The 12,286-nt window shown below is 51.9% G+C and carries 11 protein-coding genes; 2 read left to right on the forward strand and 9 right to left on the reverse strand.

The genetic code is table 11. The annotated features are described in order from the left end of the window. Nucleotides 1–18 precede the first annotated feature (18 nt). The 4 genes from VIJ98_RS15190 to tam form a co-directional block, all read right to left on the reverse strand. Entirely contained in the window at nt 19–474 is a 456-nt protein-coding gene (locus VIJ98_RS15190) for a regulatory protein RecX (protein ID WP_154155465.1), read from the reverse strand. Between the two features lie 175 nt (nt 475–649). Further along, the gene (gene recA, locus VIJ98_RS15195; protein WP_008104515.1) at nt 650–1,720 is read right to left on the reverse strand and encodes a recombinase RecA; all 1,071 of its coding nucleotides are present in this window, start codon (nt 1,718–1,720) and stop codon (nt 650–652) included. A gap of 92 nt (nt 1,721–1,812) precedes the next feature. After that, nucleotides 1,813–2,307, reverse strand: coding sequence for a nicotinamide-nucleotide amidase (gene pncC, locus VIJ98_RS15200; protein ID WP_154155463.1), 495 nt, complete (start codon nt 2,305–2,307; stop codon nt 1,813–1,815). 102 nt (nt 2,308–2,409) lie between these two features. Beyond that, nucleotides 2,410–3,186, reverse strand: coding sequence for a trans-aconitate 2-methyltransferase (gene tam / locus VIJ98_RS15205; RefSeq protein WP_154155461.1), 777 nt, complete (start codon nt 3,184–3,186; stop codon nt 2,410–2,412). Between the two features lie 166 nt (nt 3,187–3,352). Between tam and VIJ98_RS15210 the strand changes: the two genes are divergently transcribed. Next, on the forward strand, nt 3,353–4,240 hold the full coding sequence (locus VIJ98_RS15210; RefSeq protein WP_154155459.1) for a dihydrodipicolinate synthase family protein: 888 nt from the start codon (nt 3,353–3,355) through the stop codon (nt 4,238–4,240). Nucleotides 4,241–4,272: 32 nt separating this feature from the next. Here VIJ98_RS15210 and VIJ98_RS15215 read toward each other — a convergent pair whose 3' ends face one another. Both VIJ98_RS15215 and mltB read right to left on the reverse strand, forming a co-directional pair. Then, on the reverse strand, nt 4,273–4,608 hold the full coding sequence (locus tag VIJ98_RS15215; protein WP_061719946.1) for a zinc ribbon domain-containing protein YjdM: 336 nt from the start codon (nt 4,606–4,608) through the stop codon (nt 4,273–4,275). Between the two features lie 85 nt (nt 4,609–4,693). Then, complete coding sequence (gene mltB / locus VIJ98_RS15220) at nt 4,694–5,776, reverse strand: lytic murein transglycosylase B (protein WP_061719945.1); 1,083 nt, start codon at nt 5,774–5,776, stop codon at nt 4,694–4,696. Between the two features lie 366 nt (nt 5,777–6,142). Here mltB and mutS point away from each other — a divergent pair, with 366 nt between their 5' ends. Beyond that, nucleotides 6,143–8,686, forward strand: coding sequence for a DNA mismatch repair protein MutS (gene mutS / locus VIJ98_RS15225; protein WP_154192296.1), 2,544 nt, complete (start codon nt 6,143–6,145; stop codon nt 8,684–8,686). 107 nt (nt 8,687–8,793) lie between these two features. Here mutS and VIJ98_RS15230 read toward each other — a convergent pair whose 3' ends face one another. The 3 genes from VIJ98_RS15230 to rpoS all read right to left on the reverse strand — a co-directional run bounded on the left by VIJ98_RS15230 (nt 8,794) and on the right by rpoS (nt 12,248). Continuing rightward, nucleotides 8,794–9,540: a GolD/DthD family dehydrogenase gene (locus VIJ98_RS15230; protein ID WP_154155455.1), complete on the reverse strand. Its 747-nt coding sequence runs from the start codon at nt 9,538–9,540 to the stop codon at nt 8,794–8,796. A gap of 26 nt (nt 9,541–9,566) precedes the next feature. Then, complete coding sequence (locus tag VIJ98_RS15235) at nt 9,567–10,874, reverse strand: MFS transporter (protein WP_323274754.1); 1,308 nt, start codon at nt 10,872–10,874, stop codon at nt 9,567–9,569. A 375-nt stretch (nt 10,875–11,249) separates the two neighbouring features. Continuing rightward, on the reverse strand, nt 11,250–12,248 hold the full coding sequence (rpoS, locus tag VIJ98_RS15240; protein ID WP_007893257.1) for an RNA polymerase sigma factor RpoS: 999 nt from the start codon (nt 12,246–12,248) through the stop codon (nt 11,250–11,252). Nucleotides 12,249–12,286 lie beyond the last annotated feature (38 nt).

Genomic DNA, 12,286 nt, shown 5'->3' on the forward strand with positions numbered 1-12,286 from the left:
GTAAAATCACATCGCCTTTCAGTCGTCACTATTTCTGAAAACAGCCTGAATATCTTCCATCATAAAGCCTTTCGACATCAAAAAACGCTGAACCTTGCTTTTCTCGGCCCAGGTTTGCGGTAAGGGTTCGCCAAATTTGCGTTTGGCAAGGTCGGCTGCGCACTGGCTCCAGTCCACTTCGGTATCGAACAGCGCCTGATTGATTTCATCGCGGCCAATGCCTTTTTGCTGCAACTCCATACGCACGCGCTGCGGACCATATCCCTTACGCGCACGGCTTTGAATAAAGCGTTCGGTAAAGCGTTCATCGTTGAGCCAACCGCTCTCCTGACACCAGTCGAGCACTTTTTCCAGTAACTCGTCGGGAATCGGCGTGTTTTCCTGCTGCTGCAGGTAGGCCGCGCGTTGGGAAGAGAGCTGCAACTTACGCTTCAGCTCTGCGCGGCTGTGATCGCGCTGCGAGAGGATACGCATAGCACGGTCCAGCAAACGGGAATATGTTGGCACAGGTGCCGCAGATGGTGACGATGACATAGGATTTACCTTGTTCTAACAGTCGTGCAGGGACGCAGGGTAAAGCAAGAAGGCAGAGAGGAAAAGCACTGGCGGGGAAAAGCAAAACGGGAGCATCTCTGCTCCCGTTAATATTTTAGAAATCTTCGTTAGTTTCGCTGGCCTCTTCGCGATCATCAGCGGAGATTTTCGCGGTGTCTGCGGCGGCGACTTCACCACTTAGCAGCAAGTCACGCAGCTTCTTGTCGATCTCATTCGCAATCGCCGGGTTCTCTTTGAGGAAGTTGGTGGAGTTAGCTTTACCCTGACCAATCTTCTCACCGTTGTAGCTGTACCACGCACCGGCTTTCTCAACCAGCTTATGCTTCACGCCAAGATCCACCAGCTCGCCAAAGGTGTTGATACCTTCACCGTACATGATTTGGAATTCAGCCTGCTTAAACGGTGCCGCAATTTTGTTCTTCACCACTTTCACGCGGGTTTCGCTACCGACCACTTCGTCGCCCTCTTTAATCGCACCGATACGGCGGATATCCAGACGAACAGAAGCGTAGAATTTCAGCGCGTTACCGCCGGTTGTGGTTTCCGGGTTACCGAACATCACACCAATCTTCATACGAATCTGGTTGATGAAGATCAGCAGCGTGTTGGACTGCTTCAGGTTACCAGCCAGCTTACGCATTGCCTGGCTCATCATACGAGCGGCCAGACCCATGTGTGAATCGCCGATCTCTCCTTCGATTTCCGCTTTCGGCGTCAGCGCCGCCACGGAGTCGACGATGATGACGTCAACCGCGCCTGAACGCGCCAGCGCATCACAAATCTCCAGCGCTTGCTCACCGGTATCCGGCTGTGAACACAGCAGGTTATCGATATCAACGCCCAGTTTTTTCGCGTATACCGGATCCAGTGCATGCTCGGCATCGATAAAGGCACAGGTTTTGCCTTTGCGCTGTGCAGAAGCAATAACCTGCAGCGTCAGCGTGGTTTTACCCGAAGACTCCGGTCCGTAAATCTCAACGATACGTCCCATCGGCAAGCCACCCGCTCCCAGCGCGATATCCAGTGACAGTGAGCCGGTAGAGATGGTTTCGACATCCATTGAGCGGTCTTCACCCAAGCGCATGATGGAGCCTTTACCAAATTGCTTCTCAATCTGGCCCAGTGCGGCAGCTAAAGCCTTCTGTTTGTTCTCGTCGATCGCCATTTCCACTCCTAATCATGCTGGGTGAGTCGACATCAAGTATGTCGCTCGTTCTGTTGCCGCTAATTATACTGTATGGTCATACAGTATCAAGTTTAATTTATCAGAAATTCATCAAGCAGCGTTTGCAGCGCCCAGACCACTGATTGACGGCGCACCGCATCACGGTCGCCAGCAAAGATCTGGCGCTGCGCTAGTACGCGCCCCTCTGGTCCCGCAATCGCAAACCACACGGTGCCCACCGGTTTATCGGGCGTGCCACCATCTGGACCGGCAATACCGCTTACCGCGATGGCGTATTCCGCCGCCGCAGCTTTAGCCGCACCGGTCGCCATCTCACGCACCGTCTGTTCACTTACGGCGCCATGCTGCTGTAGCGTTGTGTCCTGTACGCCCACCATCTGCTGTTTAGCTTCATTGCTGTAAGTGACGAAACCGCGCTCAAACCAGGCGGAGCTGCCGCTGATGTCGGTAAAGACTTTCGCAATCCAGCCACCGGTGCAGGATTCCGCTGCGGTCACCGTTGCCTGACGTTTCTTCAGCTGCTCGCCAATGCGGCGACTTAGCTGCTGTAACTGTTCATCGTTCATCGCCTTCTCCCGTTGTGGCGCTTCACGTTAGCAGTAAATGGTGCGCTGAAAAGCCCTTTTCAACCTTCAGCCATCATTTCTGCGTAGTGGCTTCCAGATACCTCAGCCTGTTTTCACTGCAACCATAAAGAGACGCGGGAAGGCTAACAAAACCTGGCCGTTACTGCGTGCGGGGTAAGCCGGAATAAGTGCCTGGTGATAATCATGGAGAAATGCTGCCTGCTGGGTTTCATCAAGCCCCGCAAGGAAAGGACGCAGCCCGGTGGCACGCAACCAGGTAATGATGCCCTGCGCATCTGCCATCGGGTGATAATAAGTGGTGCGCCAGATATCAACCTTGCAACCCGCATCGGTCAACAAGTCGTAATAATGATCGGTAGTCAGCAGACGTTTGCGATCCGCCGCCTGAGGTGAAATCAACGCCTGCCACTTTTCATTCGCCGCCACTTCACGCATCAAGCGGTGCGACGGTTCTTCAAGATTATCGGGCATCTGAATCGCTAACGCGCCACCGATGGCCAATTGATCAACCAGATGCAGCAGCAATGTGTGATGCTCGGTCAACCACTGCAGCGAGGCATTGGCATAGATAACCTGCTGCGGCTGTTCGGCCTGCCAGCGGCGAATATCAGCCTGCTGAAAATGGCAGGTGGGCAGACGTTCACGCGCCTGCTCTAACATTGCGGCAGAGCTGTCAATTCCGGTTATCTGCGCCTTCGGCCAGGCTTGCGCCAGTAGCTCGGTACTGTTGCCGGGTCCGCAACCAAGATCAGTGGCAAAGCGCACATCATCGAGCGGAATGCGCTCCAATAGCTCGCGCGCCGGGCGGGTTCGCTCTGATTCGAATTGGCGATACAGCTGTGGATTCCAGTCTTGCATGGCAATGCTCCTGTCTTGGCTAAGGGGCTAAACACTACCTGCTTTTCTCACCTTAATAGAAAGAGAAAAGTGCGATATCTCACCTTTTTATCCTCGCTAACTGGTTAGCCTGCGCAGATAGCATTAAGTTAAAACGATGTTTCATTTTCTAACTAAGGAGCTTATTATGTCAGCACAACCCGCATTGCCCGGCGTATGGTGTCCGTCAGTAACGCCCTTCGACAGCAACAATAATCTGGATATTGATGCGCTTGGCCGCCATTTTTCACGCCTGAATCAATCAGGCATTGATACCTTGCTGTTGATGGGCAGCATTGGCGAGTTTGCCTCGCTCTCGCAGCAGGAGCGCCTGTTACTGATCCGCGAGGCGCGCCAACTCTCACCACTGAGCATGGTGGCAAACGTCTCCAGCACCTGTATTGCGGATATGCTGCAGCTGGCGGATGCAGCCTGGCAGAACGGATTTGATGCTGTGATGGTGCTGCCTCCCTACTATTACGGGCAGACACATAAACAGCTGCTGAGCTATTTCAAAGCGCTTGATACACAGTTGGGCGGCAAATGGTTTGCCTATAATTTCCCCGCGCGTACCGGCTGCGATTTAACGCCTGCACTGGTCGCAGAACTGGCGGCAGAGTTACCCAATTTTGTTGGCATCAAAGACACCATGGATTGTTTGTCGCACAACCGCGCGATGATTGAAGAAACGAAGAAAGTGCGCAGCGATTTCACCGTGCTTTCCGGTTATGACGAATATCTACTGCCCAATCTGCTGGCTGGCGGTTCAGGTGTGATTTCCGGCTTAAACAATATTGTGCCGGAGCTATTTGCTCGTGAGATGCAGGCCTGGCGGGCGGGCGATCTAGCGCAGCTCGGTGAGATTCAACAACGTATCGGTAAACTGATGGCGATTTACACCATTGGTGATGATTTTGTTACCACCATAAAAACGGCCGTTGCACGCCGATTTGATTCAATGCGCAGCTTCTCGCGCAATTATGGTGGCGAGCTAACAGCGGTACAGTGCGAGGAAGTGGATCGTTTGCTGAGTTGAAACAAGCAGGACGGCGCCGAGCCGTCCTGTGATTAGTTCTTTTTGACGAACTCAGATTTGAGTTTCATCTGACCAAAGCCATCAATCTTGCAATCAATGTTGTGATCGCCTTCGACCAAGCGAATGCTTTTGACTTTGGTACCAATTTTCAGCGTGGAAGAGCTGCCTTTAACCTTGAGATCTTTCACGACAGTTACGCTGTCGCCATCCGCTAGCAGGTTGCCGTTGGCATCGCGCACCACCAAGCCGTCAACTGCATCATCGGCGCTTGCCGTCCAGATGTGGCCGCAAGATGGGCAATTCAGGTTCTCGCCATCTTGCCAGGTGTAATCGGCTTGGCATACAGGACAGGCAGGTAAGGTACTCATAAGCGCTCCTCTGAAGTCGGATGCGGTGAAGATGGCACCGCAAAAGGGGCGCCATCTTATACCCTCACACTTTATATGGACAGCATTAAAACATGCTGCCCTGACGTGCTTTAGCCACGGCTTCACCCAACTGCCACACCGCCATTGCATAGTGGGTGCTGTGGTTGTAGCGCGTAATGGCGTAGAAGTTGGGCAGGCCGTACCAATATTGATAACTGGTGCCGAGATCCAAACGCAGCAAGCTTACCTGAGAGTTACCATCCAGCGATCCCTGTGGCGTTAAACCACTCGCGGCTAAGGTGCTTACCGGGTACTTGGTTTTAAAGCCATTCTCCAACGCTGGAGCCTGACCGCTGGCTGGCACTGCAACGTTTTCGCCCGCACGCCAGCCGTGTTCTTTAAAGTAGTTGGCTACGCTGCCAATCGCATCAACCGGATCCCAAAGGTTGATATGACCATCGCCATTAAAATCGACCGCATATTGCTTATATGAGGATGGCATGAACTGTCCATAACCCATCGCACCGGCAAAGGAGCCACGCAGATCCAGCGGATCGTCTTGCTCTGTACGCGCCATCAGCAGGAAGGTCTCCAGCTCACCGCTGAAGTAAGCTGCGCGACGCGGGTAGCTAAATGACAAGGTTGCCAGCGCATCCAGCAAGCGCGTTTTGCCCATTACCCTGCCCCAGCGCGTTTCAACGCCGATAATGCCAACAATGATTTCCGGCGGCACACCGTAAACTTGCTGCGCACGTTGCAGCGCATCCTGATACTGATTCCAGAATGCCACGCCATTCTGCACGTTATCCGGCGTAATGAACTTATTGCGATAGCGAATCCATGCTCCGTTCGGTCCGGTTGGCGGCGTATAGCTCGGCGCTTGCTGGTCCATCAGGCGCAGTACGTAATCCAGACGCTTCGCCTGGCCAATCACCGCGTGCAGCTGTTCGCGGTTAAAACCGTGTTTGGCCACCATTTGATCAATGAACTGTTCAGCGGCAGGGTTACCCGCAAAATCGCCAAACATCGGTTGAACCGCGTGTGAAGGTTCCAGCAAAAAACCGCCTTTAGGTGCAGGCACAACGGCGGGCTGCTGGTGGGATGCAGGCTTACTGCTGCAGGCAGCAAGCAGAGTAATAAGCGGAAGAAGAGCAACCTTAAAACGCATTGGATATCCATAAGCCAGGTGAAACCGGAAGCACTCATGGTAATCGTTCATCGGAGTGACATACAGAGCAATATCTTAAAATTTAACCGTTTCTCGCCAGTTTCAGCCGGTTACAACGTGAATTTGCGAAACGGCTCCACACTTTACCTTTTTCATTAAATTTTGCTTTTTACCGTTTGCAGCAATTTGTTATGGTCGGCAGCCATAAAGCCCTGCTGGCGGATGAAGGTCCGGTGGCAAAAATGGTAATATCCCGCTTTCGTTATCCGTCCACACGATAACGACACTTCCGGGCTGCATTGACCCAGCCTCAGGTAATTAAAAGAATGAACGTTGAGTGAGAATGAGATGAAAGGAGCAGAGCAAATGGACTTTAGTGGCCATACGCCGATGATGCAGCAATACCTGCGCCTGAAGGCCGATCATCCTGACATCCTGCTGTTTTACCGCATGGGCGATTTCTACGAGCTGTTTTACGATGATGCGAAACGCGCCTCGCAGCTGCTGGAGATCTCCCTGACCAAACGCGGCGCCTCTGCCGGTGAACCGATTCCTATGGCGGGCGTGCCTTACCATGCGGTTGAAGGCTATCTGGCGAAACTGGTGCAACTCGGCGAATCGGTGGCGATCTGTGAGCAGATTGGCGATCCTGCCTTGAGCAAAGGCCCGGTTGAGCGAAAAGTGGTGCGTATCGTTACGCCCGGCACCATCAGCGATGAAGCCCTGCTGCAAGAGCGCCAGGATAACTTGCTCGCCGCTATCTTCCAGAGCCAACGTGGTTTTGGATATGCAACGCTGGACATCAGTTCTGGCCGCTTCCGCTTAAGTGAACCCGGCGATCTGGAGACGATGGCAGCAGAACTGCAGCGCACCAATCCGGCTGAACTGCTCTATCCCGAAGATTTCCAGGCCATGACGTTGATCGATCAACGCCGTGGCCTGCGTCGCCGTCCGCTGTGGGAATATGAAATCGATACGGCGCGCCAGCAGCTTAATCTGCAATTTGGCACCCGCGACTTAAGTGGTTTTGGCGTTGAGCAGGCCCATCTGGCGCTGCGCGCTGCAGGATGCCTGCTGCAATATGTCAAAGACACGCAACGTACTTCGCTGCCGCATATTCGCTCGCTGAGCATGGAGCGCCAGCAGGATAGCGTGATCATGGATGCTGCTACGCGCCGCAACCTGGAAATTACGCAGAATCTGGCTGGCGGCATTGAAAACACGCTGGCGGCGATACTGGATAAAACCGTTACGCCTATGGGCAGCCGTATGCTGAAACGCTGGCTGCACATGCCGCTGCGTGATGTTACGACCATCGCGCGTCGTCAGGAGTCTATTGCCGAACTGCAATCGCTCAGTCAGGAGTTGCAGCCGGTACTGCGTCAGGTGGGCGATCTTGAGCGAATTCTGGCGCGACTGGCACTGCGCACCGCGCGCCCACGCGATTTGGCACGTATGCGCCATGCCTTCCAGCAGTTGCCAGAGTTGAACCAGCAACTGGAAGGCGTTGAAGCTACCCAATTAATCAATCTGCGATCGCAAATGGGCGAATTCAACGAGCTGCGAGAGTTGCTGGAACACGCGATCATTGAATCACCACCGGTGCTGGTACGTGACGGTGGCGTGATCGCTCCCGGATACAACGCTGAACTCGACGAATGGCGTGCGCTGGCTGATGGCGCCACCGATTATCTTGATCGTCTGGAAATCCGTGAACGCGAGAAACTCGGGCTGGATACGCTGAAAGTTGGCTTTAACGCGATTCACGGCTACTACATTCAGGTCAGTCGTGGTCAAAGCCATCTTGTGCCGATTCACTATGTTCGCCGCCAGACGCTGAAGAATGCTGAACGCTATATCATTCCTGAACTGAAAGAGTATGAAGATAAGGTTCTGACCTCGAAAGGCAAAGCGCTGGCACTGGAGAAAGGTCTTTACGATGAGCTGTTTGACCGCCTGCTACCGCATCTTGAAGCCCTGCAAATCAGTGCGGCAGCACTCTCTGAACTGGACGTGTTAGCGAACCTGGCCGAACGCGCCTGGACGCTGAACTATTGCCGTCCTGTGCTGCAAGAAAAAGCGGGCATCCGTATTACTGCGGGCCGCCATCCGGTGGTCGAACAGGTATTGAAAGAGCCGTTTATCGCTAACCCGCTTTCACTTTCACCGCAGCGGCGCATGCTGATTATCACTGGCCCCAATATGGGCGGTAAAAGTACCTATATGCGTCAGACAGCGTTGATTGCATTGATGGCGTGGATTGGCAGCTATGTGCCAGCGGAAGAGACGGTCATCGGTCCAATCGATCGCATATTCACGCGCGTCGGTGCCGCTGATGATCTGGCTTCCGGACGCTCAACCTTTATGGTGGAGATGACGGAAACCGCCAACATCCTGCATAACGCCACCGAAAACAGTCTGGTACTGATGGATGAAATCGGGCGCGGCACCTCAACTTATGATGGTTTATCGCTGGCATGGGCCTGCGCTGAAAGTCTGGCGAATCGCATTAAAGCCATGACGCTGTTCGCCACCCACTATTTCGAGCTGACCACGCTGCCGGAAAAGATGGAAGGCGTGGTGAATGTGCATTTGGATGCGGTCGAACACGGAGACACCATCGCCTTTATGCACAGCGTGCAGGATGGCGCTGCAAGCAAGAGCTATGGTCTCGCGGTGGCGGCACTGGCGGGCGTGCCGAAGGACGTGATTAAGCGCGCGCGTAATAAACTGAAGGAACTTGAAGCGTTATCTGGCAGCTCTGCCGCATCCACGGTGGAAGGTTCGCAAATGCAGTTGCTGGTGGCGGAAACCTCACCGGCGGTTGATGCTCTCGAGGCTCTGGACCCAGATAGCTTAACGCCTAAACAAGCGCTTGAGTGGATCTATCGCTTGAAAACGCTGGTGTAGTTAATCGCCCGCCCAGACTTCAAATTCTGGGTGGGCGATTTTTCTGTATTACAATTCCCTGGTGTTGAGCAATATCAGCAGGCTAATCACAATAAAATCGCCCAGCTTTAAATCACGCTATATCCCCCATCGATCACTAAATTCTCGCCATTGACCATGGCCGTTTCATTGCTGCTGAGATACAGCACCGTGCTCGCGACTTCGTCTGGCGTGGCAAAACGTCGCGAAGGGATTTTCGATTTCATCTGCTCGGCTCGCTCCCCATGCCAGTAACGCTTACCTAATTCCGTCTCAACTACCGTAGGTGAAATAGCATTGGCGGTAATGCCAAACGGCCCCAATTCTGCTGCCAACACGCGCGTAAAAGAAACCATGCCGGATTTGCTGGTGCAGTATGCCGCGTGCTCATTGAGCGCAATGACGCTGGCCTGTGAGGAGATATTAATCAAACGGCCAAAACCTTGTTCCTTCATATAGCGGGCACAATGCTGAGCAAGGAAGAATGGTGCAGTCATGTTAATCAACATCGTGGTATTCCAACTGGCGAGTTGCACTTCGCCGACGGCTTCCAGCATGCCAATACCGGCGTTATTGACCAGAATATCGATACGGCCAAAATCCTGATGGATTTGCTCTACCAGCTCGCCAAGCGCCTCGACGTTAGCCAGATCGAAAACGTAACCTCGCGCAGGATTGTCCATCTTGTTGGCAACCGATTTGACCTCTTCTGCGCGATCAACCATCGCGACTTGCGCGCCCGCAGCACTTAAACAGCGAACAATAGCGTAGCCAATTCCCGATGCGGCGCCGGTGACAATGGCGACTTTATTTTGCAGTGAAAATAGTGTTGTCATGTTGCTATCCTTTTCATTGAGGGTATTTATTCGGATTCGGTAGCGGTTGTCTTTAATGCCGCGTTACGCTCTAACTTTGGTTGGGGATTACGAATAAAGAATGTCATCACGCCGCCGGCAAAATAGAGCAGAGAGAAAGTAATAATCACGTGCTCTATTTCAAATGACAGACCGAACATCAGTGCGGCAACCGCCGGGCCAATAAGATTACCGAAACCACCGCCCAGATTTTGTACCGAGACAGCCGCGCCTTTATGTTGCGGCGCCAGCATCGGAAATATTGCTCCCATCGGCACAAAGGAAGTGAGTGTTAAAGCTAATAACAGCGCGCAGACGATGGCCAACGCCAGATTGCCAGGGAAAAGCGAGGGTAAATAATAGAAAGCAGCAGTGGTAATCGTGCATCCGAAGAAACCAAACCAGCGCATTTGAAAAATCCAGCCAATGCGATCGCCAATAATGCCCCAAAGTACATTGGTTATCGGTTGCACAAGGAAGAATACGCCCCAGATAGTCGCCCACTCTTTAGTAGAGAAACCTAACTCACGGGTAAAATATATCGGCATAAAAACCGGCAAGCCAAATAATGCCACATTACATAGGATGCGCGTTATCAACGCAAAGAACATACTGCGGTCTTCAAAGATCAAGGTTATTCCACGCGATATTTCACGTAACTTTTCTTTGCGACTGACGCCTTCACTATTTAGATTCTCTTCACTCTGATTTTTAAACGTAAGGAATATAATCCCGCCGCCCACCGCAGCAAACAGCAGTGAAAGCCAAAGCGTATTAATGAAGCCAATTTCAGGAACCAGAAGGCCAGAAAGGAAGGACGCCGTGATGCCATAACCAATGGTAAACATCGACCATATCCAGCCGGTAGCAGAGGCAAGTCGATGCTCAGGCGTGCGCTGCACCACTAATACGTAGAAGCCATAAAAGAACAGCGGATAAGCGAAGCCACGCAGCGTATAACTGACCAACATCCAGATAAAGTTATTTTCACTCACACCGAAGTAAACAAATACGGCATGTAAAACCATCCACCAAATAGCGCCGGTGAGCATGATTTTCTTAGGACCATAAATTTCACTGACCGCACCAGAAAGCCAACTTGAGACCGCAGCAGTTAATGCATAAACGGTGAAAACTAATGAAACCTGTTTTTCTCCATAGCCGAGATCGTAGAGATATCGTGAAAGATGAGCCAGTTCAATCCCATCGCCGGTCATGAAAATGGCCATCGCAATATATCCCCATAGCAGAGATATTGGCATACCGAACACAACTTTGGAGTATGGTGAATTTGTACTACTGCTTTGCACACTCATTGTTCTTCTCACTCCCTTTTAATTATTCATTACCTGAATATCCTGGTGATACAGCGAGCAAGAAAATGGCATAGCATGGAGCTAAAAACTTTTATGGGAGAGACACAAATAAAGGAATAATGGCAATATCGCAAAGAAAGTCGTGCGCAGCATTACAATTTATTAAATGAGAGCAAGATAAAAAGTGCATTTATTAGATGTTTAATTAATATCTACTGCGTTTAATTTACGTTTATCTTTATATTACGTAGGAAAGGGATTACGTGATGGCGTTAAAATTTTTCATAATGAGATAACAGAATCAGTGTGTTCATTTTTATCCAATAAAAAAGCGGTGGTTTTCACCACCGCTTCTTGTGTTACCCACGTATTCTGTTATTCGCGAAACAGTGCTTCGATGTTCAAACCTTGTGTCTGCAGAATCTCACGCAGACGACGCAGTCCTTCCACCTGAATCTGACGTACGCGTTCACGGGTCAACCCGATTTCACGGCCTACATCTTCCAGCGTTGCCGCTTCATAGCCTAACAGGCCGAAACGACGTGCCAGCACTTCACGCTGCTTGGCATTCAGTTCAAACAACCACTTAACGATGCTTTGTTTCATATCATCGTCTTGCGTGGTGTCTTCCGGGCCGTTGTCTTTCTCATCGGCCAGGATATCCAGCAGCGCTTTTTCGGAATCGCCACCCAAAGGTGTGTCGACCGAGGTAATGCGCTCATTGAGACGCAGCATACGGCTCACGTCATCAACAGGCTTGTCTAGCTGCTCGGCAATCTCTTCGGCACTTGGCTCATGATCGAGCTTGTGCGAAAGTTCACGCGCGGTACGCAGGTAAACATTCAACTCTTTAACGATGTGGATGGGCAGACGGATGGTACGGGTTTGATTCATGATCGCCCGTTCAATTGTCTGACGAATCCACCACGTGGCGTAAGTTGAGAAACGGAACCCACGTTCTGGGTCAAACTTCTCTACGGCGCGAATCAAGCCGAGATTACCCTCTTCAATCAGATCCAGCAGCGCCAGACCACGATTGCTATAACGACGGGCAATCTTTACTACCAAGCGTAAGTTACTTTCAATCATGCGGCGACGAGAAGGAATGTCACCCCGCAGTGCACGGCGCGCAAAGAAGACTTCTTCTTCTGCCGTCAGCAGCGGTGAATAACCAATCTCGCCGAGGTAAAGCTGCGTCGCATCCAAAACGCGTTGCGTCGCACCCTGTGACAACAGCTCTTCTTCCGCTACGTCGTTGTTATCACCAGGTTCGTTCTCAACGAGAGCCTTCTCATCAAAAACCTCAGCTCCGTTGTTTTCCTCGAATTCCGCATCTTCATGTAAATCGTTAACTTTCAGCGTATTCTGGTTCATTAGCGGCTCCTACCCGTGATCCAAGGGCAGAACCAAGG

This window comes from Pantoea sp. S18, assembly GCF_045689705.1.
Classification (GTDB): Bacteria; Pseudomonadota; Gammaproteobacteria; order Enterobacterales; family Enterobacteriaceae; genus Pantoea; species Pantoea symbiotica.

Excerpts from the sequence above, each read along its gene's own strand:
- VIJ98_RS15190 (WP_154155465.1), bottom strand. The coding sequence starts at position 474 with ATGCGTATCCTCTCGCAGCGCGATCACAGCCGCGCAGAGCTGAAGCGT.
- recA (WP_008104515.1), bottom strand. The coding sequence starts at position 1,720 with ATGGCGATCGACGAGAACAAACAGAAGGCTTTAGCTGCCGCACTGGGC.
- pncC (WP_154155463.1), bottom strand. The coding sequence starts at position 2,307 with ATGAACGATGAACAGTTACAGCAGCTAAGTCGCCGCATTGGCGAGCAG.
- tam (WP_154155461.1), bottom strand. The coding sequence starts at position 3,186 with ATGCAAGACTGGAATCCACAGCTGTATCGCCAATTCGAATCAGAGCGA.
- VIJ98_RS15210 (WP_154155459.1), top strand. The coding sequence starts at position 3,353 with ATGTCAGCACAACCCGCATTGCCCGGCGTATGGTGTCCGTCAGTAACG.
- VIJ98_RS15215 (WP_061719946.1), bottom strand. The coding sequence starts at position 4,608 with ATGAGTACCTTACCTGCCTGTCCTGTATGCCAAGCCGATTACACCTGG.
- mltB (WP_061719945.1), bottom strand. The coding sequence starts at position 5,776 with ATGCGTTTTAAGGTTGCTCTTCTTCCGCTTATTACTCTGCTTGCTGCC.
- mutS (WP_154192296.1), top strand. The coding sequence starts at position 6,143 with ATGGACTTTAGTGGCCATACGCCGATGATGCAGCAATACCTGCGCCTG.
- VIJ98_RS15230 (WP_154155455.1), bottom strand. The coding sequence starts at position 9,540 with ATGACAACACTATTTTCACTGCAAAATAAAGTCGCCATTGTCACCGGC.
- VIJ98_RS15235 (WP_323274754.1), bottom strand. The coding sequence starts at position 10,874 with ATGAGTGTGCAAAGCAGTAGTACAAATTCACCATACTCCAAAGTTGTG.
- rpoS (WP_007893257.1), bottom strand. The coding sequence starts at position 12,248 with ATGAACCAGAATACGCTGAAAGTTAACGATTTACATGAAGATGCGGAA.